This window comes from Rhizobium sp. LjRoot254, from assembly GCF_964254105.1.
In the GTDB taxonomy this organism is placed as follows: Bacteria; Pseudomonadota; Alphaproteobacteria; order Rhizobiales; family Rhizobiaceae; genus Rhizobium_E.
This window is the reverse complement of record NZ_CAXUSM020000001.1, coordinates 2,419,965-2,446,451: the sequence shown is the minus strand read 5'-3', so window position 1 is coordinate 2,446,451 and position 26,487 is coordinate 2,419,965. Positions and strand designations below refer to the sequence as shown.

The window sequence follows — 26,487 nt, the reverse complement described above, 5'->3', positions numbered from 1 at the left end:
CCACAATGCTCTGGTAACTCCGGCCTCCGGGCGTACTTATGAGTGGTGGGTAATGGCAGACAATAAGCTGTTGTTAAGGCGGGACACGGGCGAAGACTTCTTGAACGAAGACGATCCGTTGGCGGAGCTCGCGCGCATTGTCGGTTTCGATCCGGTGCCAGAAATAAAGCCGCACGCCATAGTACAACGCCGCGAGCCGGAGTTCGATCTCGAAGACGAACTGCTCAAGGAATTCGAGCAATACGAAGCACCCGAGCCGGTCGCGGTCCACGCGCCGGTCGAGGAGCCGGTGTTTGCCGCCGCGCTGCCGGCGGAGCCAATGTTCGCTGCCCCGCCTGCCGCCGAGCCCGAATTTGAACCGGAGCCCGAACTCGAATACGTGCCGGATGTCGAGCCGGACCTGGTTCCCGATCTGGCGCCGTTCGTGCTGCACGAAGTTGAAAAGCCGGCGGAACTCGCCGTCGATCAGGAGGCTGTGCGCCCGGAATCTCACCCCGTCTTCGATCTCGAAGATGAGATTCTGCGCGAGTTCGCAGCCTTCGATGCACGCCATGTTTCCTCGGTTGAGGCATCAGTTGCGCCCATTACCGCCGAAGTCATCCGCCAGGAACCGTCATTCGAAGAACCGGTCGCCGTCGAGCCCGAACCCGTAGCGGCCGCAGCCGATCCGTTCCTGCTCTACGACGTGCCGGAAGTGGCGATCGAGCCGTCTCATGACGATCGCGACGTCCAGAACGAGCAGGCATATGCCGCCGCTCCAGAGCAAGCCGAAGACTTCGAGGCGCAAAACGTAGTCGAGGGTGAGACCTCGGCCGTGTCGTATGTTGCGGCATCCGAAGACGTCGAACCCGAAGACGATGCATTTGCACCGGTTTACGAAGAGCCGGAAGCCCAAGCCGATTTCGCCGTCGATGACGCCAGCTACTGGGCCGATGTCGAACAGGAATCCAGCACCCGCCATGAAGCTGTGACCGCCGATATCGTGCTCGACAGCGACGACATGAGCGATGCCGCATCCGGCCAACATTTCTCTGATACGGAATTCGATACTGTTCCGATGCAGCAGTCTGCCGAGATTGAAGACATTACGCCATCCTCTTTCCATGGCGGATATGACGACGATGCGCCGCCGGTCTCTGCCGTGGAGCCGGCCGTCGCGCATTCGGCGCCGCCGGCCGCGGACGAGAGCCAGACATACCGTTCCCCGGACGCCTCGCAATCCCCGGAACACGATTACGGCCTCGATGCCCTGTTGGCCGAGGTGGAGAGATATCCGGTCGGTGACACCACCGGTCGCTGGGGCGTCCAGGCGAAGGCCGCAACGCCCGATGACCTGATCCAGCCGCCGGTCTCCGATGTTGAGAATGTCCTCGATGGACTTTCCCAGGCCGACGAGCCCAAATTCGATGTTGTCGAGCAGGCGCCGCTCGCCTATGCGCCGCACCAGGCAGCGCCTGAAGAGACGGCCGCCGAAGAGATTGCCTTCGACGAAAACAGCTTCGAACTCGACTTCGGCGACATCGAACTCGATCTTGCGGAACTGCATGACGCGGAACTGCATGACGATGTGACGGCCAGCCCCGAAGCGCTTTCCGAGGTCGCCGACGCCGACGTCGATCCCGCGGATATCGCCAGCGCCGATATCGGACGCGCGCAGGCTTACGCGACGCGCGTATCCGAACCGTCGCCGCAGGAGGATTACTCCTCGCTTCCATTCGATCCCTCACAGATTGTTCTGGAAGAGGATGCGGTCGAGGCACTTGCGGAAATGGACGTGCCGGAAATTCCCGTCGTCCATGACGAGGAAAAGCCAGCCCAGCATGCCGAATACGATCTCGATATCGATGCGGACATGGCCAATCTTTTTGGCGCCGCCGTGAGCCAGGCGCCGAACCAGCCGGTGCGGCAGGCAAGCCAGGGCGATACACAGTTCGCTTCGGCGCAGGCGCCGGCAGCGCAAACGTCAGCGATGGAACTCGACGAGTTCGAGCGCGCTTTGGAAGAAGATTTCCGCCGGTCGTTCACCGAGAACCGCAATATCGGCGCGCCGGACCGCGTCGCTCTGACGCCCACATACCGGCGCCGGACGAGGGCTGTTCGTGGACGCCGGACCTGGGCCTTGCTCGCGGGCTCGGCTATCGCCATCGTATTGTTCGGCGGCGCGGGCGTGTGGGCCTTCATGTCGGGCGAGACCAAGATGCTGGCATCGTCCGAGCCGAAAATCATTCTGGCCGACAAGGATCCTGTGAAGGTCGTGCCTGATGACAAGGGCGGCAGGCAGGTGCCGAACCAGAACAAGGCCGTCTATGACCGCGTGTCGGGTGAGACGACGGAGGTTGCCAAGCAGGAGAGCCTCCTTTCCTCCACCGAGGAACCGGTCGATGTCGTCCAGCGCACGCTGATGCCCGAAAATCTGCCGATGGACGACGATGCCATGGCGGCGACGGCGACGAACGATACGGTCGACCCCCGGTTGCTGCCTGAGGAAGAGCGCGAACGGGTTACCACGACCTCACGGGTGACCAGCGGCGTCTCGCCCCGCAAGGTCAAGACCATGGTCGTCAAGTCGGACGGATCGCTGATGGCGCGTGAGGAGACCGCCGAGGATATTCAGCAGCAGGCCACGAACGACGCCGAGCTGATGAAGATTGCCAAGAAGGCCGCACAGGATGCCGCAACGCCGGTCGATACGTCTGGCGATGATATCGCCAAGGCGATCGAGAGCGTGCCGGAACGGCTCGCGCCCGCCGATGAGAACGCAGCAGTTGCCGAGGTACCGGTAAAGGCGGTCGAGACGACCAAGGTCGCGCCTGTCCAGGAAGACGTTGCGAAATCCGTCACGCCGCCCGTTGTAGCTGAGACCGAAGTCGCGAAGGCTGACACGATTGATGCGACGAAAGTGGAAAAACAGCCCCTCGCGGAGGTGAATTCCGCCGAGGTGCCTGTTGTGGCCGAGGAAAAGCCAACGGATACGTCTGAAGTCAAGACACCGGCTGAACGCTCAATTCCGGCGACGGACACCCAGACTGCCGATGCGAAGCCGGTTGATAGCCAGGCCGCCGACGACAGCGCCGTTAACGCCGCCGCCAATGCCGAGGTCGCAGACGCCCCCGTCCGCAAGGTCAAGACATCGAAGATCATGCCGGTGCCTGAAGTCAGGCCGGTGGACCAACCGGTCACCGTCGTGGGCACTGTCACCGACCAGGGCAGCGTGCAGAAAAAGGCCGTCGAGCAGCAGGAAGTCGCCTCCATCGATCCCGTGCAGAAGCCGGCTGAAACAGCCGCTCTGCCAGCCGGCAGCTACGTGATCCAGATCGCCTCGCTGCCCTCGGAAGCGGATGCCCAGAATTCCTATTCGAAGCTTTCGGCCAAATTCGCCAATGTGATCGGTGGTCGCGGCGTCGATATCAAGCGCGCCGAAATCAAGAACAAGGGCACCTACTACCGCGTCCGCATCCCGGCCGGCAGCAAGCAGGAGGCCCAGCAACTCTGCTCGCAGTACAAGCAGGCTGGCGGAAGCTGCCTGGTTTCCAAATAACATTGGTGCATTTTCAGGATCAGGCGGGCGGAATGCCCGCCTTTTCTGTTGGTATTTTTCCGGCGTCATCGCCTTTTCCACTTCAGAACCTATGATCGGTCCATGAGCGAATCAAAAGCAGTCATTCTCGGCGTCGGCGGCATCGAACTCACGGCGGATGAAAAAGCCCTCTATCGGGATGTACAGCCCTGGGGCTTCATCCTGTTCGGCCGCAATATCGGCGAGGCCAACCAGATCAGCGATCTTGTCGCCAGCCTGCGCGACACAGTGCATGGCGGGCGTCACGCCCCTGTCCTGATCGACCAGGAAGGCGGACGCGTCCAGCGCATCCGCGAACCGATCTGCCCCCGCTATCCCTCTGGCGCCGATCTCGGTGCGATCTACAAGGCCGATCGTGAGAAGGGCATCCGCGCCGCCTGGCTGATGTCGCGCCTGCATGCCTTCGATCTGCTTCGGCTCGGCATCGACGTCGATTGCCTGCCGGTGCTCGACGTGCCGATCGAGGGCGCCAGTGACGTCATCGGCAATCGCGCCTACGGCAAGAACCCCGCCATTGTAACGGATATGGGTCGTTCGGCCGCTGCGGGCCTCAAGGCGGGCGGTGTGCTGCCTGTGATGAAGCACATTCCGGGACACGGGCGCGGCATGGCCGACTCCCATCATAGTCTGCCGGTGGTCGACACGCCGCTCGATGAGCTCAAGGCGCATGATTTCGCACCCTTCGTCGCGCTGAAGGACGAGTTGATGGCGATGAGCGCGCATGTGGTTTACTCGGCGATCGATCCCGAAAATCCGGCGACCACCTCCGCCAACGTGATCGAGGAGATCATCCGCGGCTATATCGGCTTCGATGGCTTGCTGATGTCCGACGATTCCTCGATGAACGCGCTGAAGGGCATGCTCGGTGAACGGGCGCGTGACATAGCCAACAATGGCTGCGATATCGTTCTCCATTGTAACGGCAACATGAACGAAATGCTCGAAGTGGTCGCCCAGGTGAAACCGCTGGAAGGCAAGTCGCGTGAACGCGCGGCCCGCGTGCTCGCGGCATTCGGTAAGGTTGATGGCGCGGACGAAGCAGCGGTGCGGGCGGAATTCGCCTCACTGCTGCCGATGGTCTAGGGTCAGGACCCATTAAATTCATGCAATTCTGTTTGAAGCCATTGGATTGCATGGAAGGAGCCAAGCGCAGCGCAAGACTTAAAGGTCTTGCCGAGCATTGGCTTCGACAGGCGGCCAATGGCTTCAAACCCTCCGGGCGAGGCATATTTCGTCCCTGACTACGTCGGAAAGGTTTGAAAATGTTGAGCATTGTCTGCACCTTTCCTCCTGTTCAGAGACGAAATCTGCCACGCAGAATGGATGAATTTAATGGGTCCTGACCCTAAGGAGAAGCGAGTGGCGGAGCAAGGCGCAGGCCCACCGGATGCCACACCGCTCGAAAAGCTCTGGGGCGATCCCGAGCGCAGCACCCCCGACAGGGATGAGGCGGCACTGGTCATCGACGTCGCCGGTTTCGAAGGCCCGCTCGACCTGCTTCTGTACCTCGCCCGCAACCAGAAGGTCGACCTGACCCGCATTTCCGTGCTGGCGCTGGCCGAGCAATATCTCGAATTCGTCGAAAGCGCCCGTCGTGTCCGGCTTGAACTGGCGGCCGACTACCTTGTGATGGCAGCCTGGCTCGCCTACCTGAAATCGCGGCTGCTCATTCCGCAGCCCGCCAAGGATGACGGCCCCTCTGGCGAGGAACTGGCCGCAACCCTGGCATTTCGGCTGAGACGGCTCGAAGCGATACGCGAAGCCGCTGGCCGGCTGGTGAACCGCGACCGGCTGGGCCGCGATTTCTTCGCGCGTGGCGCGCCGGAGATCATCGCCGAGGAACGCAACTCGGAATATGCTGCCAATCTCTACGATCTGCTGTCGGCCTATGCGTCGCTCCGGCAGCGCAATGCGGTGACCAACGTCACCATCGCCCGCAGGCGCGTCTGGTCGCTCGCGGAGGCGCGCCTGATGCTGGCGCGGCTGGTCGGAGAGCTCAACGAGTGGACTGCGCTCGACCGCTTCCTGCTGCGCTATCTCGCCGATCCCGAGGAGCGCGCGACGGTTGTCGCCAGTTCGTTCGCCGCAACGCTGGAGCTTGTCAGGGAAGGGCGGATCGAGGTCCGGCAGAATGGCGCATTCGGCGCGATCTACATGCGCACCGGCGCCAAGCCGTTGACCGATGCCGATATCGTCGCCATGGAGTCCGGCCATGACTGAGCCGGATCCGGATAACGACAACAATTCGGGTCCGGTGCTCGCCGAACTGTTGGCGAGCGATGCGGCCCGCACCGTCGAAGCGCTGATCTTCGCCTCCGCCGGCCCGGTCTCGACCAATTACCTCATCGAGCGGCTGCCCCAGGGCACCGATATAGACGCCATTCTCAGGGCACTGCGTACGCTCTACGTCGCCCGCGGCGTCAATCTCGTATCGATCGACGGTCACTGGGCGTTTCGGACCGCCACCGACCTGTCCTTCGCCCTGAGACGCGACGAGCATGAGGTCAAGAAGCTGTCGCGCGCGGCCCTCGAAGTGCTGGCGATCATCGCTTATCACCAGCCGGTGACCCGTGCCGAGATCGAGGATATCCGCGGCGTCCAGACCTCCAAGGGCACGCTCGACGTGCTGCTCGAAGCCGGCTGGGTCAAGTTCCGTGGCCGCCGCCGCACGCCGGGACGGCCGGTGACATTCGGTACGACGCGCGACTTCCTCGATCATTTCGGCCTGGAGGAAATCCGCGACCTGCCCGGCGTCGACGAACTCAAGGCGGCCGGCATGCTGTCGGGCCGCATTCCCGCCAATCTCTCCATGCCGGTTCCCAGGGATGAGGAGTTCGACGCCGACGAGGATCCGATCACCCAACTCGACCTCGAAGAACTCGGTCTATTGACACCGGGCGGTAAAGAAGAGGAATAAACTCGTCTTTGGCGCGTTCTGCCAAAAGACCGAGAAGACATTTTGCCGAAAGACAAGACCATACCAGCACCGAGGGAAAACCGGACGACCGCGGGCGTGACATTCGCCGCGCGGCTCACATTCGAGAATATCGTCCATCGCTATCACGGCAAGGATACGATCTCCGATCTGTCGCTGACAGCAGAGCCGGGCGAGGTCCTGTGTCTGCTCGGCCCCTCCGGTTCAGGCAAGACCACGCTTCTGAGGATCGCCGCAGGCATCGAGGCGCAGGCTTCCGGCCGGGTACTGCTCAACAATCAGGTTATCGCCGGCCCGGAGACCTTCCTGCCGCCCGAGAAGCGCGGCATCGGCCTGATGTTCCAGGATTTCGCGCTCTTCCCCCATATGTCGATCCTGGACAATGTCTGCTTCGGCCTGACCGCGATGCGCAGGGACGAGGCGCGCGCGGAGGCGCTGCACGCGCTGGGGCGTGTGGGCTTGACGCATTACGCCGACAAATATCCGCATATCCTGTCCGGCGGTGAGCAGCAGCGTGTTGCGCTGGCGCGGGCGCTCGCACCTCGTCCCGCGGTCTTGCTGATGGACGAACCGTTTTCCGGATTGGACTCCCGGCTGAAGGACTCCATCCGTGCCGATACGCTCGCCATCCTGCGCGAGGCACGGGCGACGGCGATTGTCGTCACCCATGACGCGGAAGAGGCGATGCGGATGGCCGACCGTATCGCGCTGATCCAGCACGGGCGGCTGGTCCAGGTCGGCACGTCGGACGATCTCTATCGCCGGCCGGCGAATATATTCGTGGCATCATTCTTTTCCGAGGTGAATTCTTTTGACGCCGTGGTTCGCAATGGCCGCGCTGAGACGCCGCTTGGCACCTTCGCCGCCGGTGCCATTGGCGAGGGCAGGGCCGTCGATGTCGCCATCCGCCTACAGGGGATCAGGCTGGAGGCCGAAGGCGGTGCAGTGCCTGCGCGCGTCGTTTCCAGGCGGTTCCTGGGTGTCGTCGATCACTTCACGCTCGCCGTCCAGGGATGTGACGAGCCTGTGCGGGCGCGAATACGCGCCGATATCATTCCGCAGGGATTGCGCGACGTGACCCTGTCGGTTAACGAACGTGACACTTTGGTGTTTGAAAAAGCCGCAATAAGTGACTAAATCAGGTCAATCACCTTTTACTGGGAGTAGAGCATATGGGTTCTTTTAGCGTATGGCATTGGCTTATCGTTCTGGCGGTCGTGCTGATCTTCTTTGGTCGCGGCAAGATTCCGGAACTGATGGGCGACGTTGCCAAGGGCATCAAGAACTTCAAGAAGGGCATGGCGGAAGAAGAAAACGCGCCCGTTGACGCCTCGAAGTCCGTTGATCACAAAGCCGACGAAGTTAAGTAACCGTTTTTGAGACCGGGCGGACCTGGAGTCCGTCCGCTGTTTCCGGGAAGTTCGATATGCTGGAAGTCGGCTGGAGCGAGATTCTTGTCATCGCGCTCATTCTGATCATTGTCGTCGGTCCGAAGGACCTGCCGGGAATGTTGCGCAATTTTGGCAAGATGGCGACGCGTGTCCGCTCGATGGCCAATGATTTCAAGGGTCAGTTCGACCAGGCCATGCGCGAAGCCGAACTTGAGGATGTCACCAAGGGCATCAACGAGGTCCGCAAGCTCAACCCCACCAATTCCTTGCGGGATGCGATCAACCCCCTCCGCCAGCTTGGGGAGGGTATCAAGTCCGATCTGCAAAAGGCCAGTGACTTCACGCCCAAGGCGTCGCCCGATGCGGGCGCAAAGGCGGGCGACCTGGCCTCGGATCCGGTTATCAACCCTGAGCCTGTGATGAGCCCGATACCGCCCGCCGCTGCCATGCCTGTGATCGGCGCGGCGACATCGGAGGCCAAGCCCAAGAAGAGCCGCAAGAAGCCCGATGCCGCATTGCAGGCGAAAGCCGATGCGGTTGCAGCGGAGCCGGTGGCCCTCGAGCCGGCGCCTGTCGTGAAGAGAGCCCCGGCGCGTAAGAAGGCCGAGCCCGCAAAGATGGAAGCCGATCCTTTCCCGCCTCCGGCCAAGAAAACCGTGACGCGCAAGCCGGTGGAAAAGCATACCGAACATAATGTCCACGTCGTGCCGTCGGATACGGCCGCGGCTGCGCCGGCCAAGAAGCCCGCGCCAAGAAAAAAGGCCGCGAAAGCGGGTGATGCATGACCGAGATCGAAGATAAGCCGCAGCCGCTCATCGAGCATCTCATCGAACTCCGCCGACGCCTGATCTGGGCCGTGGTGGCTTTCTTCGCGGCATTTCTCGTCTGCTTCTATTTCGCGCAACCGCTGTTCAATATGCTGGTCATTCCCTATAGAACCGCCGTCATCTGGGCCGGGCTGGATGTGAAGAATGCCGAGCTGATTTACACTGCGCCGCAGGAATTCTTCTTCACCCAGATCAAGGTCGCCATGTTCGGCGCCATGGTCATCGCCTTTCCTGTCATCGCGACCCAGATCTACAAGTTCGTGGCGCCCGGTCTCTACAAGAACGAGCGCGCCGCCTTCCTGCCTTTCCTGGTGGCGTCGCCGGTGCTGTTCCTCCTCGGTGCGGGGCTGGTCTATTTCTTCTTCACGCCGATGGTGATGTGGTTCTTCCTGAACATGCAGCAATTGCCCGCTGAAGGTCAGGTCTCGATCCAGCTCCTGCCGAAGGTATCGGAATATCTCAGCCTGATCATGACGCTGATCCTGTCCTTCGGCCTGGTGTTTCAGTTGCCCGTCGTCACGTCGCTGCTCGTGCGTGCGCAGCTTCTGCGCTCGACCACGCTGGCGGAGAAGCGGAAATATGCCTGGGTCATCGCATTCATCGTCGCAGCCGTGCTGACGCCGCCCGATCCGATCTCGCAGATCGGCCTCGCCATTCCGACCATCATGCTCTACGAAGTGGCGATCATCGCCGCCCGGATGATCGAAAAGACCCGATCTCGAACCAAGGCCGAAGAAGAAGCCGCCTCGACCTAAGGCGGCACGAACACCCGTATTCTTTCCCTTGTAATTCTTGGTTCTTCGCGCCAAAACCCATGACGAAAAGGGAATCGTCAGGGTTTCCGCGCCCTACCATCACAATGGTGTCTCCATGCTCGATATCAAATGGATTCGTGACAATCCGGCCGCCCTCGATGCGGCGCTCGCCCGCCGCGGCGCCGAGCCGCTTGCCAACACCCTCATTTCGCTCGACGAACGCCGCCGGGCCATCGTCCAGAAGGCGCAAGAAATGCAATCGCGCCGCAATGCCGCCTCCAAGGAGATCGGCATCGCGATGGCCCAAAAGAATTCCGAGCTCGCCGAAAGGCTGAAAGCGGAGGTCGCCGAGATCAAGACCCTGCTGCCTGCTGCCGAAGACGAGGAGCGCAAGCTCTCAGCCGAACTCACCGACGCGCTCTCGCGCATCCCCAACATCCCGGCTGCCGACGTTCCCGATGGCAAGGATGAGCATGGCAATGTCGAGAAGCACAAGTGGGGTCAAAAGCCTGGCTGGAACCACAAGCCGCTTGAGCACTACGAGATCGGCGAAGCGCTCGGCTGGATGGATTTCGAGGGTGCGGCCAAGATCGCCGGTTCGCGCTTCACCATCCTCAAGGGCCAGCTGGCGCGCCTCGAGCGCGCACTCGGCCAGTTCATGCTCGACACGCATACCCAGGAACACGGCTACCTCGAAGTCCAGCCGCCGCTTTTGGTGAAGGACGATGCGATGTTCGGCACGGGTCAGCTGCCGAAATTCGCCGAGGATCTGTTCAGGACCACCGATGGCCGCTGGCTGATCCCGACTGCAGAAGTGTCGCTGACCAATCTCGTGCGCGAGGAAATCCTCGAGCATGATGTGCTGCCGCTCCGCTTCACCGCCTTGACGCCCTGCTTCCGCTCGGAAGCCGGTTCCGCCGGCCGCGATACACGCGGCATGCTGCGCCAGCACCAGTTCAACAAGGTCGAACTCGTCTCGATCACCGATGCGGATAGCTCGAAGGCCGAGCACGAGCGGATGACCGAATGCGCCGAGAACGTTCTCAAGAAGCTGGGCCTGCACTTCCGCACCATGACGCTCTGCACCGGCGACATGGGCTTCGGCTCGCAAAAGACCTATGACATCGAAGTCTGGCTGCCGGGGCAGGATACCTATCGCGAAATCTCGTCCTGCTCGGTCTGCGGGGATTTCCAGGGCCGCCGCATGAATGCCCGCTACCGCGACCCGAACGACCGCTCGATCAAGTTCGTCCATACGCTCAACGGTTCGGGCGTCGCCGTCGGCCGCGCGCTGATCGCGGTTGTGGAAAACTATCTCAACGAGGATGGCTCGGTCACAATTCCGGATGTGCTTCTGCCATATATGGGTGGCCTGAAGAAAATCGAGAAGGCGAGCTGACCGTTGCGCATCCTCCTGACCAATGACGATGGCGTCCATGCCGAGGGGCTCGCGGTCCTCGAACGGATCGCGCGCACGCTTTCCGACGATGTCTGGATCGTGGCACCGGAGACCGACCAGAGCGGGCTCGCCCACTCGCTGACGCTCTCCGAGCCGCTCAGGCTTCGGCAGGTCTCCGAAAAGCATTTCGCGCTGCGCGGCACGCCGACCGATTGCGTCATCATGGGCGTCAAGGAAGTGCTCGGCGGCAAGAAGCCGGATCTCGTCCTCTCCGGCGTCAACAACGGCGCCAACATGGCCGACGACGTCACCTATTCCGGCACCATCGCCGGCGCGATCGAGGGCACGCTGCAGGGCATCAAGTCCTTCGCCATCTCGCAGGCCGCGAACTATGTCGATGGCGAGCGGATGATCCCCTGGGAGATCGTCGAGACGTTCGCGCCCGAACTGCTCGAGAAGCTGATCAAGGTCGAAATGCCCGACTGGTCTTTCATGAATCTCAACTTTCCGAACTGCAAGCCGGAAGAGCTGCAGGGCATATCAGTCACAGCACAGGGCAAGCTCGATTTCGGCATCAATGTCGAAAAACGCTCCGATGGCCGCGGACTGCCGTATTATTGGCTGAAGTTCGATTCGCGTAAGGGAGATTTCCGTGATGGGACCGACATCCACGCGCTGAAGGAAAACAAGATTTCCGTCACGCCACTGAAGCTCGATCTCACGGATTATGATCTGCTCGACCGGATCCAGAAGGCGGTTGTCGCATAGCAGGAAGGCTCGGCATGTCTCAGGCAACTGGCAAGGAAGGTTTCGCGGCGCTCTGCCTGCGCCTGCGTGCCAAGGGGATCACCGCAACCGATCTGCTCAACGCCATCGAGCAGACCCCGCGCCATCTGTTCACGCCGCCCGAGCACGCAGCTTTCGCCTGGTCGTCGCGGACGATCCCGATCGAATGCGGTTCCTTCATGGAGGGCGTCGATCTCGCCGCCCAGCTTATCGACTCCCTCAAGCTCAAGCCGAGCCACCGTGTGCTCGAAATCGGCACCGGCAGCGGCTTTACAGCGGCCGTGATGGGCCGAATGTCCGAACGCGTGCTGACCATCGATCGTTACCGCACGTTGGTCACGTCGGCGCAGGAGCGCATGGACAAGCTAGCGCTCAGGAACATCATCGTCCGCCAAGCCGACGGCGCATCGGGCCTGCAGGGCGAGGGGACCTTCGACCGGATCGTCGTCACCGCGGCCTTTTCGACCCTGCCGCGCATCTACGCCGAGCAACTGGTGTCGGGCGGCATGATGGTCGCGCCAGTCCTGCAGGAGAACGGCAGTTGCCGCATGATCGGGCTGACCAAGACCGGCAGCCGCTTCGAGCGGGTGGAGCTTTTTGAGGCACCGTACCAGCCCATCGTCCATCAGATGGCCCTGGCACTCTGACGTCCGGCCAAAGGTAAATTACCGTTAAGGTTATCATTTTTCAGAATTTTTTGAGCAAAGGCCGGCTTGTTAACCCGCCAGTAAGACTAACGCGCTTTAATCATTACAAGTAAATGCGTAGCGTGGGTTCAAGTCATGCGTGCCTTAAAAATGATGAATGCAAATGCCTCTCCTCTCCGCCTGGCGGCCGCCCTGCTTCTCGCAGGCATAGCGTCGGGTTGTTCTTCGGATGTGAGCCGTTTCGATGGTCTCTTCTCATCGAAGACGGATAACCTCACCACCAGTTCGGTGCCGCACAAGGTCAACGCCGTCAATGGCAAGCTGCCGAAGCCGGACCAGGATGTGGCCTCCGTCAACGCGGCCGACGCCGATGTGACGGGCGACCAGGCGCTGAACCAGCCCTATCCCAATCAGGACGTCTCCTACGATCCGATCAGCACATCGACGATCGAAACGAGGACCACCGTCCAACGCACCGAGCTCAAGACGCCCGGCGTCAAGGTTCAGCAGAACGTAGCGATCAACCAGCCGTTCCCGGCCAAGGTGAAGGTCAATGTCGACGCCGATCCGATCAAGACAGGCACGGTCAAGTCGGTCTGGAAGATCGCCGACTCCTCGCCGCGCATCCTGATCAAGAGCGGCGACACGCTTTCGGGCATCTCGGCGCGCTACAAGGTTCCGCAATCCGAGATCCTCAAGGCCAACAAGCTGGCATCCGGCGCCGACCTGAAATACGGCAAGTCGATCATCATTCCTGTCTCGGTGAAATCTTCGAAGAGCATGGCGGCAGAACTCGCCGTCAACACCAAGAAGATACCGCCTGCCAAGGCGAAGGACCAGGACAAGGCGATCCTTCCGAACACCGCCTCGCGCGACAAGCAGGCGGGCGACAAGCTCGCCGCGAAGAACAGCAGTGCCGACGGAACCGCCTATGTCGTGGCCCAGGGCGACTCACTCGCCAAGATCGCCAGGCAGCACAAGGTCTCGGTGGACGCCATCAAGGCAGCCAACGGCATGACTACGGCTTCGATCAGGATCGGCCAGAAGATCGTCATCCCGGCTCCTGGCACCGATCCGGTCAAGACTGCTTCGATCCCGGCCGACAGCAAGGTCAAGGAAGTCTCGGAATCCAAGCCGAAGACCTACACGCCTCCGGTCGCCGACAAAAGCGTCGAGGAAGTCCAGAAAACCGCCGACAACGGCGAGGATGCACCCGACGAAACCGGCATCGGCAAGTTCCGCTGGCCCGTTCGCGGCGCTGTTATAGCCGGCTACGGCCAGAATGTCGAAGGCGTCCGCAATCCGGGCATCGACATCTCGGTTCCCGAAGGTACGCCGATCAAGGCCGCCGAAAACGGTGTGGTCATCTATTCCGGCGCAGGCTTGAAGGATCTCGGCAACACGGTCCTGATCCGCCACGACAACGGCACGGTCACAGTTTACGGCAACGCCTCGGCCCTCAAGGTCAAGCGCGGCGACAAGGTCACCCGCGGCGCGGTGATCGCCAATTCCGGCATGACCGGCGGCGCCAAGCGGCCCAAGGTTCATTTCGAGGTCCGCCAGAACGCGGCGGCCGTCAACCCGATGACCTTCCTGCAGTAATTTCTTTCCTTCAGGTGTATTGCGTATGGAAAGACGTGGAAAAGCCCGGGGAAGCCCGGGCTTTTCTGCTTTTCCGAGGGCGCAGCGTACGCGATAGAGACTCCGTTAACCGCGCTAACAACATGAAATTGAAGACTTTATTCAATTGTGAAATAAATCGGGCTCAGCTTCCCCGAAGCATTTTACCTTGCGAAGGAATTGATCATGGAATCGCAGCCCCAGCCCTTCCGTCGAAGCTACATGAGCAGGGAAGAGTCTTTCATGTACGACCGCGAAGGCAATTTCCCGCTGGTCGATACCATGAATGCGGCGCGCATCGAATATACGGAAAAGGCGGTGATGCACCTGGCCAGCCGCCGCTGCGACCTCATCAAGATATCGAAGACATCTGCCGTCCTGGTCATAAACACGATGTTTGCCGTGCCGCAAACCTTCTACCTAGATGTTCCCGACGCCCGTATCAACCGGATCGGCTGCGTTCTCATGAAAGTGCATGCGGACAACAAGATCGAGGCTCGCTTCCTCAGCAGGGTATCGGACCGGGATATGAACCGCATCTTTGCATTCAGTACGCATCCCTCACATCGCGATGTCGTACTGGATATCCGAGCCTAAGCCAGCGGCTTCAAGCGAGGCGCTTGCCCATTTTTCCCGCAATATCCTGGATGAATTGCCAGGCGACGCGGCCCGATCGCGAGCCGCGGGTCGTTGCCCATTCCAGCGCCGCGTGGTGCATCTCGTCCTTCGCCGCGTCGAGGCTGAAGTAGTCGGCATAGCCGTCGATCATCGCGAGATAATCGTCCTGCGAACATTTGTGGAAACCAAGCCACAGGCCGAAGCGGTCGGACAGTGACACCTTCTCCTCGACGGCCTCGGATGGGTTGATCGCCGTCGATTGCTCGTTCTCGATCATGTTGCGCGGCAGCAGGTGCCGGCGGTTGGAGGTCGCGTAGAAGACGACGTTTTCCGGCCGGCCCTCGACGCCGCCGTCCAGCGCGGCCTTCAGCGACTTGTAGGATGTGTCGTCGTTGTCGAAGGAAAGGTCGTCGCAGAACAGGATCACCTGATGGTCGGCCTTCTTCAACAGTTCCATGAGGTCGGGCAGGGTGGAGATGTCCTCGCGATGGACCTCCACCAGCTTCATCGGCGTCGCGCGACCGTCATTGATGGCGGCATGGATCGCCTTGACCAGCGAGGATTTTCCCATGCCCCGCGCGCCCCACAGCAGCACATTGTTGGCCGGCAGGCCGTTCGCGAAACGGGTCGTGTTTTCGCTGAGGATCTGCTTGACGTGATCGACGCCGCGGATAAGCGACAGGTCCACGCGGTTGACCTTTGGAACGGGCACGAGCGCGATCTGGGCCGGGTTCCAGACGAAACAATCGGCGGCGTCCCACATTGGCGGGCTTGCTACGGGTCCGGCGCTTCGTTCCGTGGCATCGGCCAGCCGCTTCAGTTCCGCGAGGATCGATTTCAAGAGTTCGTCGTTCATGTCGGGCACTCCGCATGCATGGTCTCCTCGACGCGCTAACATGGACGCCCCGGCACGGAAAGGTCGGAGCGGTGGCAAATCGGGGGTTTTGCCTGTCAAACTATCAATGCGCTGTTGCATTGGAGGGGCATATTCCTATATTCCCGCCACCAGCCTGCGGCCTGATCCAAGCGCCGCACCTCTTATCATGTCCGGGAGTAAATGATGATCTTCACCGAAGCCTTCGCCCAAACGGCCCCCGCAGCCTCGTCGCCGCTTGGAGGAGGTCTCGATATCGTCCTTCTCTTCGTTCCCATGCTCGTGGTGTTCTATTTCCTCATCTTCCGGCCGCAGCGCCAGCAGGTGAAGAAGCGCGAGGAAATCCTAAAGAACATCCGCCGCGGCGACCAGATCGTGCTCGGCGGCGGCATTGTCGGCAAGGTGACCAAGGTCGTCGACGACAATGAACTCGAGGCCGAGATCGCCGATGGCGTCCGTGTCCGCGTCGTGCGCGCCAACATTTCCGAAGTGCGCGTGAAGAGCGAGCCGGTGAAAGAACCGCAGGCCGCCAACAAGCCCTGATAGACCGACAAGCGGGCGAAAGCCCGCTTTTCCGCGTATTGTATGAACTGCATCGAGAGCCCTAATGTTTTATTTTTCCCGCTGGAAATCGGTCCTGATCTGGCTCAGCGTCATTCTGAGTTTCTGGCTGGCCACGCCCAACTTCCTGTCACAGGCGGCTCTCGATTATGTCCCGTCCTGGGTGCCCAAGCAGGCGATGACCCTCGGTCTCGACCTTCAAGGCGGCTCCCACATCATGCTCAAGCTCGAGCGTGGCGATATCGTCACCGAACGCCGCGAGACGCTGCTCGACGAAGTCCGCAGCAATCTGCGCCGCGCTGGCATCGGCTATACCGGCCTCGCCGGAAACGGCCAGAAGATCACCTTCAAGCTGCGTGACGCGAGCCAGATCGACGCGACGAAGACGGCGCTCAAGGATCTGACCGCCACTGTCAGCGGCGGACTGACCGGCACCTCGGTCACCGAAGTGACCGAGAGCAATACCGCGGACGGCGCATTCGAATATGACCTGACCGACGGCGGCATCGACTATCGCGTCAGCTCCGCGGTTTCGCAGTCGATCGAAGTCGTTCGCCGCCGCGTCGATGAGCTCGGTACGACCGAACCACTGATCCAGCGCCAGGGCGCCGACCGCATTATCGTTCAGGTGCCGGGCCTCCAGGACCCGCAGCGCCTCAAGGCGATCCTCAACCAGACCGCCAAGCTGACCTTCCACCTTGTCGATACGTCGATGTCGGCGCAGGATGCCCTCAACACGCGGCCGCCGGCGAATTCCCAAGTCCTCTACACCAACGACGACCCGCCGGTCCCGATGCTGCTGGTGAAACGCGCCATCCTGTCAGGCGAAAACCTCGTCGATGCGCAGCCGGGCTTCGACTCGCAATCAGGCAACGAACCGATCGTATCCTTCCGCTTCGATTCCTACGGCTCGCAGACGTTCGGGCGCGTCACTCAGGAGCATGTCGGCGAGCCGTTCGCGATCGTGCTTGATAACAAGATCATCACCGCACCGAATATCCGCGAACCGATTCTCGGCGGTTCCGGACAGATCTCGGGAAGCTTCACCGTCCAGTCGGCCAATGACCTCGCCGTCCTGTTGCGCGCCGGCGCTCTTCCGGCGACCCTGACAGTTATCGAGGAGCGTACCGTCGGTCCCGGCCTTGGCGCCGATTCCATTCGTGCCGGCATCACTGCTGTGATCATTTCCTTCATCGCCGTCTGCGCCTTCATGACCTTCTTCTATGGCACGCTGGGCGTCATCGCGAACATTTCCATGATCGTCAACATCGTGATGATCATCGCCATCCTCTCGGCATTGGGCGCGACGCTCACTTTGCCCGGCATCGCCGGTATCGTGCTCACCATCGGGCAGGCGGTCGACTCCAACGTGCTGTTCTACGAGCGCTTCCGCGAGGAGGTGAAACAGGGGCGGCCCATTGTGTCCGCGATGGAGTCGGGCTTCGAGAAGGCGTTTGGCACCATTATCGACGCGAACCTGACGACGCTGATCGCCGCGATCATCCTGTTCTACATGGGTTCGGGTCCGGTGCGCGGCTTTGCCGTGACGCTCTCGATCGGTATCGTGACGACCGTCTTCACCGCTTACACGGTTTCGCGCCTGATGATCGCGATCTGGCTGCGTCGAACCCGTCCGAAGACGGTGCCGAAGGGTGTTCGCACCGCGTTCTTCGATTTCGCGCGGATCGGCTTCATGCGCATCCGAAACTGGAGTTTCAGCATCACCGCTGTGTTGACGTTGGCATCCATTATCGGTTTCGCGACGATAGGATTGAACCTCGGCATCGACTTCACCGGCGGTTCTATGATCGAAATGAAGGCCAGGGAGGGTGCGGCAGACCCCGGAGATATCCGCAACCGGCTTGAAGAGCTAGGCATCTCAAGCGCGCAGGTCCAGGGATTCGGTGATCCGAGCAACGTCATGGTCCGCGTGCAGAGCCAGGCCGAGGAAACGGCCGAGCAGAATGTCGTGGCCCGTATTCGCGGGGCTCTCGAAAAGGATTACGAATTCCGCCGCGTCGAAGTGGTCGGCCCGTCCGTCTCAGGCGAGCTTGCCGTGACCGGCGCGATAGGCCTCGGGCTTTCGCTTCTCGCGATCATGGTCTATATCTGGTTCCGGTTCGAATGGCAGTTCGCCATCGGTGCCGTCACCGCAACGCTGCATGATGCGATCATGACGATCGGGCTCTACGTCTATACGCGAATGGAATTCGACATCACGGCGATCGCGGCGCTCTTGACGATCATCGGCTTCTCGCTCAACGACACGGTCGTCATCTACGACCGAATGCGCGAGAACTTGCGACGATATAAGTCCATGCCGCTCGAGGAACTGATCGATCTGTCGCTGAACTCGACGCTGTCGCGCACCATCCTCACGGCTGGAACGACGTTCATCGCGATCCTCGGCCTCGTCCTCTTCGGCGGCGACGTGATCCGGTCGTTCACCATTTCCATGCTGTTCGGCGTGTTCGTCGGCACCTATTCGTCGATCTATGTCGCGGCGCCGATGCTGATCTACTTCAAGCTTCGCCCAGACGCGATGTTCAACAAGGATAACGAGGAAGCCAAGCAAGGCGGCGCAAAGTCGGCCAAGCCGGTCGTCTGATGGCGAGGGGTATCGTCATCCGCGAACAGCATTTCCCCGGACGTGCGCCGCTGGATGCCTATGGCAATGGCGGCTTCCGTTTCGCCGATATGAGCCATCGCGGATCGATCATGTGCCTGCCGTCCGGCATCCATGGCTGGGCGGCGACAGAGGCCGATCCGCTGACGGTGGATCTGTTCGAACGCGCCATTGCCGAGGCAGCAGATATCGAGGTTCTGCTGGTGGGTACGGGCACGACCTTGCGGCCACTACCGAGGGAATTGCGGGAACGGCTGAAGGCCGCCGGCATTTCAGCCGACCCCATGTCGACGGGTGCGGCTGTGCGCACCTTCAACATCCTGCTCGCCGAAGAGCGCGCCGTCGCTGCGGCACTGATCGCGGTGGACGGCTGACGATGGCATCGACCCGGGAGGAAGCCTACGCGGCCTGCCTCGCCACGCTCAGGACCACCGACCTCGACCGTTATCTCGCCTGTCTGCTTGTGCCGGAGGAGAAGCGCGGCGCGCTTGCCGCGCTCTATGCGTTCAGCGCCGAACTCGCCCGCATCCGCGACCTGATCCGCGAGCCGCTTCCCGGCGAGGTGCGGCTGCAATACTGGCGGGATCTCATCGAAGGCCGGCCGCATGGCGACAGCCAGTCCAATCCCATCGCGGCCGGCATCATCCGCGCGATCACCGATCATCGCCTGCCACGCGCGGCACTCGCCGCGATGACGGAAGCGCGGATATTCGACCTCTATGACGACCCGATGCCTGATCGGAATGCCTTCGAAGGCTATGCCGGGGAAACCTCGGCGGCTCTCATCCAGCTTGGCGCGATGATCCTCGACCCGGAAAATGCGACAGGAGTCTCCGAACCTGCGGGTCATGCGGGCATCGCACAGTTGGTGGCAGGCTGCCTGCTCCTTCTGCCGATCCACATGCGCCGAGGGCAGGTCTTCATACCGGGCGATATCCTGTCGGCAGTCGGGCTGGATGCGGCGGGCTTCCTGAAGGGCGAGGATAGGCAACGCATCGGGGCGGCATTGGCCGCCTTCATAGGCTATGGCCGCGATCATCTCGCCAAGGCGAGGGCGCAGAGACCTGCCATCACCGGCGGCACGAAGCTGGCCTTCCTCACGGCCGCGTTAGCCGAACCGGTGTTCAATCGTGCCGAAAAAGCCGGATTCACTTTGTTAGAAAAATCCATTCAACCGTCCCAGCTTTCCCGGCAATGGAGGCTCTGGCGGGCGTCCGGCAAGCGCGTCTTTTAATACACATTTATCAATTCACGTTTTGCTAACCAACGCATGACTAGAGTGGCACCAAGTTCCGGAATGTCCGGTGGAATGTGCCAATGAGTATTGCGTTTTTAAGACATTCACGGCGGACATTTCTGCCGGTTTTCCTCAGCGTCGCGCTTGCTGCCTGTTCGGGGCCGATGACGCCGCCCGGCAGCATCGATGACGAGACAACGGTGTCGTCGATCGATCCCGTCGATACCAATGACAACACTCCCAGCACCTATGCCGCGCCGGACAACGCGATACAGGAGACGACCGACTCCACCGACTATCTCGACACGCCGAACCTTGCCAATCGAGAAAGCCAGTCGCTTCCCAAAATCGACGAAGAACCACTTCCGAAGATCGATGAAGAACCGCTTCAGCAGTCCTCGATCCCCGAAGACGGCGTCAATATGGACACCGCGCTCGGCGTCGAGCAGCCGACGAGCCTCGCCGAGGAACAGTCCGTCGATATCGCCGAAGGCAATGCCACCCAGCCGGTTGTCGATGGTATCGGCACGGATAATCTGACCGAGCGGCCGCCAACGCGCGTCGCCAGGGACCAGAGTCTGGATTTCAATGACGCCAGTTCGGCCGACCAGATCACCATGCCCTCGAAGCGGCGTAATGTCGACGAGGAGACCCAGGTCGCCTTCATGCCGCGCACCAGTGATCCCACTGAAGAGGCCGACGGCTTCACCGAGATGAACTCGGCCGACCGCGCCTGCCGGTCTGAACTCGAGCGAATGGGCGTGAAATTCCAGGAGCTGCCGCCGATCTCCAATGGTCGCTCATGCGGCATTCCCCATCCGATCAAGGTGACCGGGTTCCGGGGCGGCATCCAGCTCAAGCCGGCGGCGACGCTCAACTGCTCGATGACGAAGCTGTTTGCCAAATGGGTGAAGAACGAATTGGTGCCGTCGTCGCGCTATCGCTACTTCTCGGGCATCAAGACCATTCACCAGATGTCGTCCTATTCCTGCCGCAAGATGAATTCCCGCTCCAACAATCCATGGTCGGAACATGCCAAGGGCAATGCCATGGATATCGGCGGCTTCACGCTGAAGAACGGCAAGCATATCGATGTCCGCAAGAAGAGCTTCTTCGCCTTTCGCGAGAAGGGCCTCCTGAAGACGGTGCGTGAGGATTCCTGCAAGTATTTCACCACGGTCCTCGGGCCGGGTGACGCCTATCACGGCGACCATTTCCATTTCGATCTCAGGGCCCGCAAGCGCAACTATCGCCACTGCAGCCTGTGAGAGATGATGAAAATGAAACGGCGGACGACCACTGGGTCGCCCGCCGTTGATTTCTGGCAATGATTGCCGCTGATCAGTCGAACAGCTCTTCCAGGAACGATTTCTTCCGCTTCGGATAGCCATGTCCGTAGGACTGCTCATAGCGCGGATCGTAGCCCTGTTGCTGCGGCTGCTGATAGGAGGGTTGCTGCGGATAGCCTTGCTGTTGCGGCGGCGCCGCCACGGGAGCTGCAACTGCGGTCTCACGGGCGCTTTTCTCGATGATCTTGTCGAGTTCGCCACGGTCGAGCCAGATTCCACGGCATTGCGGGCAGTAGTCGATCTCGATGCCCGCGCGTTCGCTCATGACGAGCGAAACACGGCAAGCGGGGCATACAAGACCGGCGTGAGGGGAATTCATGAGAAATCTCCAAATGTCTACAAGGTTAAAGCCCGCGAAGTTCATTCGAAAACGGGCCCTGTCATGCGGTCCGACATCGCCATCACGTAAGGTGAAGGCCAGAGGGGCCCGGTCCGCACGGCATCATTTACGTGTTGGTCGTGCCATTTTCAAGGCAGTTCGGTGCGTGTTGCGCGTTGCAAGGCGAGATCAAGGCGTTTGAAATTAACCCAATTTGGCCCTTCTGTTAGAAGAAGGAAGTCCATACACCGGTAATCTTATGGGTCGATAAGACATGGCTCAACGTATGCAAGCTTTGGTACCAACTCACTGGAAAGGCCCCAACAATTGTCTCCTTTCGATCCGATTCAGACTGATGACGGCACAGTCAAATTTGCGGGTGCCGTCCGAAACGATATCCCGGACCACACGCCTAATACTTTTTCCGTGGATCTAGATAATCGCGGGCCCTTTTTCGGAGAGTTCTTTCGGCTCCCAACTGAAGGTAGCGCGAACAGCGTCGGGCACTCGTTCGATATTGGAATTGCGTCTTTTGGCTATGGCTCCATCTACAACATTGGTAATCCATCGCCCTCAGCGCGCGCGACCTTCGCCGAAATTAATGCATCCAAGGTGGCGTCTCTCATCGAGCTTCTATTTCGCAGCGGTCGCCCTAAGCCCTTTCCAATCAAGGACATAGAAAATTGGACTGGTAGATTAATTTTCGATCCGACTTGGATTAAGTCATAAGTCAGAAAATCATCGACAGTACCGGATGGGTGCGTGCCGAGCTTGTCCCAGCCGATGCCGGGCCTTACCACGGCGCGGTCACAAACGAGTTGCGCCATGCCCCCACTGTCCGAAATCCTGATGTTCTCTGCCGCCCTGATCGCCGCCGGCGCCGTGTCGGGGTTGCTGGCGGGCCTTTTCGGTGTCGGTGGCGGCGCGATCCTCGTACCGGTTTTCTACCAGGTCTATGGCCTGCTCGATGTGCCCGAAACGGTGCGGACCCACGTCGCCGTCGGAACGTCGCTCGCGATCATCGTCCCGACCTCTATCCGTTCATTCCAGGCGCATCGCGCGCGGGGGGCGGTCGATATGCAGGCGCTCAAGGGGTGGGTCATCTGGATACCGCTGGGCACGATCTTGGCCTCGGTGGTCGCGGCCTATGTTTCGGGCGAGTTCCTGCGCGTGGTCTTCATGATGCTGATGCTGCTCATCGCGCTCAAGATGTTCTTCAACCAGGAACACTGGCGTTTCGGTACCGAAATGCCGGGAGGTATGCTCAATGGCTTGGCAGGTGGCACGATCGGCCTGCTGTCCGGCCTGATGGGCGTCGGCGGCGGCACTCTGACGAACCTCTGGATGACGCTCTGGAACCGCACGGTGCACCAGTCGGTCGCCACCTCGTCCGGCGTTGGCGTCCTGATCTCCATACCTGGCCTGCTCGGCTATATCTGGGCCGGATGGGGCGATCCGGATTTGCCGCCGTTCTCGACAGGCTTCATCAACTGGATCACCGTCATTCTGGTCATCCCGCTCAGCCTGTTTTTCGCGCCATACGGTGCGCGGCTGGCGCATACGCTGAGCCGCCGGCAGTTGGAGGTCTGCTTCGCTATCTTCCTGTTGGTGACCTCAGTGCGCTTCGCCGTCAGCCTGTTCTGATGATCAGTCCTGCAGCTTCATCTCGTCGCCGGCGATCGTGAACGAACTGAGCGACGACAGGAAATTCATGCCGAGCAGGCTCTCATTGAGTTTGGCGCGTTCGGCGATGCCGGCGCGGACATTGGTGCGTTTGATGCCGGCGACCTCGATTTCCGGCAGCGTCACATACGCCGTGCGGGCAGGGCCGTTGGCCGTCAGCACCGTATAGGTAAAGTCCATGCCGTTGGGGTTCAGCCCAAGCCGCTCCGCATCCTCGAAGCTCAGCGCGATCGTCGTCGCACCGGTGTCGACCATCATCGGGATGGTCACGCCATTGACGGTGCCCTCGGCCTGGTAATGTCCGTTCTGCCCCATATAGAGTACGGCGGTCTTGAAGCCGTTCTGGTCGGTGATCATCGCCGCCCGGCCCGGGATCAGCCCTGCCGTGAGGCGGGAGGCGAAATTCTGCGCGTCGGTCCGGAAGACATAGACGGCCGACAGCACCACGCCGATCAGCAGCCAGATGCCGAGATTGCGCGCAGCCTCACCCCAATTGCGTTGGCTTGCCAGGATGCCGCCGCCGACAAGCGCTCCCCACATGGCGTAGTAAAGCATGTACATGGCATCGTCGCCATCGAGCCGGCTGCTATTGGAAAATCCTGCCGTTATCAGCAACAGGCCGACGAGGATGACGATGGCGGCGATAAGAAAGCGTGACATCAGATCTGGTTCTCCCTTGCCATGCGAGACCGGCGCGTTTCACGCCTTGGCCGGCGTTCGACGCCTTCGAGGCGCTTGGGCAGCACGGCCATGATCTCGCGCCGTTCAGTGCTGGTATAGCTCGTCCACGCCCCGATCTCCTCGCGGGTGCGGCCACAGCCGAAACAGTAGCCGGTCTTGTCATCGATCGAACAGACGAGAATGCAGGGCGATTCCATATTTCACCAGTCAAACGTGCTTTTAAGCGAATATCGGGTGCCTAGAGCAAAACGGCAAGTATGGAAAGCGACACCATCTCGGTCAATTGTTGTGATGCACCGATTGTGTCGCCGGTATGACCGCCGATTTTCGCATCGATATATTGCGTCGCCGCCCAGCAGGCGAGGCCGGCGGCCGCGATCACCACGAGGCCTTCGACGAAGGACGTAGCGCCACCGGTCAGCACGAGGCAGATAAGCGTGCCGGTGAAGAGGGCCAACGATGTAGCGGTCTCCTCGGGCATGCCGGCGGATGCCGCGACGCCGTCGCTTCGCGCCGAGGGTAGCAGCGACCAGTGCCACACCATCGCCGCCCGGCTGAGGGCCGCAATGCCGATCAGCGCGAGGCCCGCCTGCGTCGGAGCCAACACCGCGCCGAGCACCGCCAGCGCCGAGCCCCTGATCGCAAAGGACAGGATGAGGGCCACCCCACCATAGGAGCCGATGCGGCTGTCCTTCATGATCACAAGTGCGCTTTCCCTGTCGCGTCCGCCGCCGATACCGTCCGCGGTGTCGGAGAGGCCGTCCTCATGCAGCGCCCCGGTCAGGATCACCTGAAGCCCGAGCGCCAGAAATGCCGCAAGCAACGGATCGGCATGCAGCGCCAGCAGGACCGCGAACAGCGCCGCCGATGGCAGCGCGATCAGCAGGCCGGCGACGGGAAAGGCGCCCACGGCCCTGCTCAACGTACCGTCATGGCCGATGAAGTGCCGCGACGGCACGGAAATGCGGCTCAGGAAGCCGATGCTTCTGGCCACGTCGTCTACGAAATCACTGATCTTCATGCGCCCCCGCACTTCTCCGCGCCGTTTTGCGGCGTAACTGTAGTTGCCGCGCCCCGACTCTGCCGATAATAGAGGCGGCAACACATCTTTGGAATAGAATTCGGAGCAAAGCGATGAGCACCAGCGGACTTCCATTCGACGATTTTCGCGAACTTATCGCCAACTTGCCGGGGCCGGTCACCCAGGCACTCGTCGACGCCCGTCAGCGCGACAGCCAGTTGACCAAGCCACCCGGCGCATTGGGACGGCTCGAGGAGATCGCCTTCTGGCTCGCGGCCTGGAGTGGACGCAAGCCGTCCGTCACGCGCCCGCTGGTCGCCATCTTCGCCGGCAACCACGGCGTCACGCGCCAGAGGATCACGCCCTATCCGCCCGAAGTGACCAAGCAGATGGTCGCCAATTTCTCGAATGGCGGCGCGGCGATCAACCAGATTTGCGCGGCCTATGATCTTGGCCTGAAGGTTTTCGACCTGGCGCTCGATTATCCCACCGGCGACATTACCGAGGAAGCAGCGCTTTCCGAGCGCGACTGCGCCGCCACCATGGCCTTCGGCATGGAGGCGATCGCCGGCGGCACGGATCTGCTCTGCATCGGCGAGATGGGCATCGGCAACACGACCATCGCCGCTGCCATCAACTACGCGCTCTATGGCGGCACGGCGCAGGAATGGGTCGGGCCGGGCACCGGCTCGGAAGGCGAAGTGCTCCAGCGCAAGATCCAGGCGGTGGAGAAGGCCGTCGAGCTTCACCGTGATCATCTGTCCGATCCGCTGGAGCTTCTGCGGCGCCTCGGTGGCCGCGAGATTGCTGCAATGGCGGGTGCAATCCTCGCCGCGCGCATGGAACGTATCCCCGTCATCATCGACGGCTATGTTGCGACCGCTGCAGCAGCCGTGCTCAAGGCCGCCAATCCCTCGGCCTTGGACCATTGCCTGATCGGCCATGTTTCGGGCGAGCCGGGTCATATGCGCGCGATCGACAAGCTCGGCAAGACGCCGCTACTGGCGCTTGGCATGCGGCTGGGCGAGGGGACGGGCGCAGCACTCGCCGCCGGCATCGTCAAGGCTGCCGCTGCCTGCCATACCGGCATGGCGACCTTTGAATCCGCTGGCGTTTCCAACAAGGATTGAGCGCTCTTACGCGCCAGCCCTGGAACAGTTTGGGCCGGTAGGAAATACCCGATCAAGGAACCAGCGACGCATGGAAGAACCGGAAGCGAAAAAACACGGCCTGGCGCATCTCGTCGCCGCTGGCGGCTATTCGATGGCCGGCTTCAAGCGCGCGCTCGGCGAGTCCGCCTTCCGGCACGAGATCATCTTCTTCGCAGGCGCGATCATACTGTTCGCCGCGATCGGCGCGACATTGGGTGAATATGTCGGCCTGGCGATCATCTTTCTGTTGATGCTTGGAGTCGAGGCACTGAACACGGCGGTCGAGGAGTTGGTTGATCGCGTATCGCCCGAGGTTTCCCGCACCGGAAAACATGCCAAGGATCTCGGATCCTTCGCGGTTTTCTGCACAATCGCTGCCGCTACAATATACATACTTTGGGTTGTGCTCACCTAGTAGACGGCACTTCAT

The 26,487-nt window shown here is 61.1% G+C and carries 26 protein-coding genes; 21 read left to right on the top strand and 5 right to left on the bottom strand.

Going from position 1 to position 26,487, the window contains the following annotated elements; translation table 11 throughout:
• Positions 1-52 precede the first annotated feature (52 nt).
• From ACSQ26_RS11990 to ACSQ26_RS11930, 13 genes are all read left to right on the top strand, one after another.
• Entirely contained in the window at positions 53-3,538 is a 3,486-nt protein-coding gene (locus ACSQ26_RS11990; protein ID WP_436009008.1) for an SPOR domain-containing protein, read from the top strand.
• Positions 3,539-3,640: 102 nt separating this feature from the next.
• On the top strand, positions 3,641-4,660 hold the full coding sequence (gene nagZ / locus ACSQ26_RS11985) for a beta-N-acetylhexosaminidase (protein WP_436009006.1): 1,020 nt from the start codon (positions 3,641-3,643) through the stop codon (positions 4,658-4,660).
• Between the two features lie 276 nt (positions 4,661-4,936).
• A complete protein-coding gene (locus ACSQ26_RS11980; RefSeq protein WP_436009004.1) occupies positions 4,937-5,797 on the top strand; it encodes a segregation and condensation protein A in 861 nt (286 codons plus the stop codon).
• On the top strand, positions 5,790-6,494 hold the full coding sequence (gene scpB, locus ACSQ26_RS11975) for an SMC-Scp complex subunit ScpB (RefSeq protein ID WP_436009002.1): 705 nt from the start codon (positions 5,790-5,792) through the stop codon (positions 6,492-6,494). The genes ACSQ26_RS11980 and scpB overlap by 8 nt, the downstream gene beginning before the upstream one ends.
• A gap of 42 nt (positions 6,495-6,536) precedes the next feature.
• Positions 6,537-7,649: an ABC transporter ATP-binding protein gene (locus ACSQ26_RS11970; RefSeq protein WP_436009000.1), complete on the top strand. Its 1,113-nt coding sequence runs from the start codon at positions 6,537-6,539 to the stop codon at positions 7,647-7,649.
• A 35-nt stretch (positions 7,650-7,684) separates the two neighbouring features.
• Positions 7,685-7,882: a twin-arginine translocase TatA/TatE family subunit gene (locus ACSQ26_RS11965; protein WP_258161795.1), complete on the top strand. Its 198-nt coding sequence runs from the start codon at positions 7,685-7,687 to the stop codon at positions 7,880-7,882.
• Between the two features lie 56 nt (positions 7,883-7,938).
• Entirely contained in the window at positions 7,939-8,688 is a 750-nt protein-coding gene (gene tatB, locus ACSQ26_RS11960; RefSeq protein ID WP_436008997.1) for a Sec-independent protein translocase protein TatB, read from the top strand.
• The gene (tatC, locus tag ACSQ26_RS11955) at positions 8,685-9,485 is read left to right on the top strand and encodes a twin-arginine translocase subunit TatC (RefSeq protein WP_436008995.1); all 801 of its coding nucleotides are present in this window, start codon (positions 8,685-8,687) and stop codon (positions 9,483-9,485) included. The genes tatB and tatC overlap by 4 nt, the downstream gene beginning before the upstream one ends.
• A gap of 115 nt (positions 9,486-9,600) precedes the next feature.
• The gene (serS, locus tag ACSQ26_RS11950; RefSeq protein WP_436008993.1) at positions 9,601-10,884 is read left to right on the top strand and encodes a serine--tRNA ligase; all 1,284 of its coding nucleotides are present in this window, start codon (positions 9,601-9,603) and stop codon (positions 10,882-10,884) included.
• 3 nt (positions 10,885-10,887) lie between these two features.
• Positions 10,888-11,652, top strand: coding sequence for a 5'/3'-nucleotidase SurE (surE, locus tag ACSQ26_RS11945; RefSeq protein WP_436008991.1), 765 nt, complete (start codon positions 10,888-10,890; stop codon positions 11,650-11,652).
• Positions 11,653-11,666: 14 nt separating this feature from the next.
• Positions 11,667-12,317 carry a protein-L-isoaspartate(D-aspartate) O-methyltransferase gene (locus ACSQ26_RS11940; RefSeq protein ID WP_436008989.1) on the top strand — a complete coding sequence of 217 codons (651 nt, stop codon included), beginning with the start codon at positions 11,667-11,669 and terminating at the stop codon, positions 12,315-12,317.
• Positions 12,318-12,452: 135 nt separating this feature from the next.
• Positions 12,453-13,919 carry a peptidoglycan DD-metalloendopeptidase family protein gene (locus ACSQ26_RS11935; RefSeq protein ID WP_436008987.1) on the top strand — a complete coding sequence of 489 codons (1,467 nt, stop codon included), beginning with the start codon at positions 12,453-12,455 and terminating at the stop codon, positions 13,917-13,919.
• A gap of 204 nt (positions 13,920-14,123) precedes the next feature.
• Positions 14,124-14,534, top strand: a complete 411-nt coding sequence (locus tag ACSQ26_RS11930; protein ID WP_436008985.1) for a hypothetical protein — start codon at positions 14,124-14,126, stop codon at positions 14,532-14,534.
• A gap of 10 nt (positions 14,535-14,544) precedes the next feature.
• On the opposite strand, the gene ACSQ26_RS11925 is transcribed toward ACSQ26_RS11930, so the two are convergent.
• The gene (locus tag ACSQ26_RS11925) at positions 14,545-15,411 is read right to left on the bottom strand and encodes an ATP-binding protein (protein ID WP_436008983.1); all 867 of its coding nucleotides are present in this window, start codon (positions 15,409-15,411) and stop codon (positions 14,545-14,547) included.
• A gap of 204 nt (positions 15,412-15,615) precedes the next feature.
• On the opposite strand from ACSQ26_RS11925, the gene yajC reads away from it, so the two are divergent.
• The 5 genes from yajC to ACSQ26_RS11900 all read left to right on the top strand — a co-directional run bounded on the left by yajC (position 15,616) and on the right by ACSQ26_RS11900 (position 21,121).
• A complete protein-coding gene (gene yajC, locus ACSQ26_RS11920; protein ID WP_436008981.1) occupies positions 15,616-15,972 on the top strand; it encodes a preprotein translocase subunit YajC in 357 nt (118 codons plus the stop codon).
• Between the two features lie 64 nt (positions 15,973-16,036).
• The gene (gene secDF, locus ACSQ26_RS11915) at positions 16,037-18,598 is read left to right on the top strand and encodes a protein translocase subunit SecDF (protein WP_436008979.1); all 2,562 of its coding nucleotides are present in this window, start codon (positions 16,037-16,039) and stop codon (positions 18,596-18,598) included.
• Positions 18,598-18,990 (top strand): Mth938-like domain-containing protein, encoded by a 393-nt coding sequence (locus ACSQ26_RS11910; RefSeq protein ID WP_436008977.1) that lies wholly within the window; start codon positions 18,598-18,600, stop codon positions 18,988-18,990. The genes secDF and ACSQ26_RS11910 overlap by 1 nt, the downstream gene beginning before the upstream one ends.
• A 2-nt stretch (positions 18,991-18,992) precedes the next feature.
• Positions 18,993-19,850, top strand: a complete 858-nt coding sequence (locus tag ACSQ26_RS11905) for a phytoene/squalene synthase family protein (RefSeq protein ID WP_436008975.1) — start codon at positions 18,993-18,995, stop codon at positions 19,848-19,850.
• A gap of 83 nt (positions 19,851-19,933) precedes the next feature.
• A complete protein-coding gene (locus ACSQ26_RS11900) occupies positions 19,934-21,121 on the top strand; it encodes an extensin-like domain-containing protein (protein WP_436008973.1) in 1,188 nt (395 codons plus the stop codon).
• Positions 21,122-21,194: 73 nt separating this feature from the next.
• Here ACSQ26_RS11900 and ACSQ26_RS11895 read toward each other — a convergent pair whose 3' ends face one another.
• A complete protein-coding gene (locus tag ACSQ26_RS11895; RefSeq protein ID WP_258161807.1) occupies positions 21,195-21,521 on the bottom strand; it encodes a zf-TFIIB domain-containing protein in 327 nt (108 codons plus the stop codon).
• A gap of 825 nt (positions 21,522-22,346) precedes the next feature.
• Between ACSQ26_RS11895 and ACSQ26_RS11890 the strand changes: the two genes are divergently transcribed.
• Positions 22,347-23,165 carry a sulfite exporter TauE/SafE family protein gene (locus tag ACSQ26_RS11890; protein ID WP_436008970.1) on the top strand — a complete coding sequence of 273 codons (819 nt, stop codon included), beginning with the start codon at positions 22,347-22,349 and terminating at the stop codon, positions 23,163-23,165.
• 3 nt (positions 23,166-23,168) lie between these two features.
• Here ACSQ26_RS11890 and ACSQ26_RS11885 read toward each other — a convergent pair whose 3' ends face one another.
• Genes ACSQ26_RS11885 through ACSQ26_RS11875 form a run of 3 tightly spaced genes read right to left on the bottom strand, consistent with a single transcriptional unit; the run spans position 23,169 to position 24,906 of the window.
• Positions 23,169-23,864 (bottom strand): retropepsin-like aspartic protease family protein, encoded by a 696-nt coding sequence (locus ACSQ26_RS11885; protein WP_436008968.1) that lies wholly within the window; start codon positions 23,862-23,864, stop codon positions 23,169-23,171.
• Complete coding sequence (locus ACSQ26_RS11880; protein WP_436008966.1) at positions 23,864-24,082, bottom strand: DUF1289 domain-containing protein; 219 nt, start codon at positions 24,080-24,082, stop codon at positions 23,864-23,866. Before ACSQ26_RS11880 ends, ACSQ26_RS11885 begins: the two co-directional genes overlap by 1 nt.
• Before the next feature lie 41 nt (positions 24,083-24,123).
• Positions 24,124-24,906, bottom strand: a complete 783-nt coding sequence (locus ACSQ26_RS11875) for an adenosylcobinamide-GDP ribazoletransferase (protein ID WP_436008964.1) — start codon at positions 24,904-24,906, stop codon at positions 24,124-24,126.
• Between the two features lie 113 nt (positions 24,907-25,019).
• On the opposite strand from ACSQ26_RS11875, the gene cobT reads away from it, so the two are divergent.
• Positions 25,020-26,036, top strand: coding sequence for a nicotinate-nucleotide--dimethylbenzimidazole phosphoribosyltransferase (gene cobT / locus ACSQ26_RS11870; RefSeq protein WP_436008962.1), 1,017 nt, complete (start codon positions 25,020-25,022; stop codon positions 26,034-26,036).
• Between the two features lie 70 nt (positions 26,037-26,106).
• Positions 26,107-26,472 carry a diacylglycerol kinase gene (locus ACSQ26_RS11865; RefSeq protein ID WP_436008960.1) on the top strand — a complete coding sequence of 122 codons (366 nt, stop codon included), beginning with the start codon at positions 26,107-26,109 and terminating at the stop codon, positions 26,470-26,472.
• Positions 26,473-26,487: the final 15 nt, after the last annotated feature.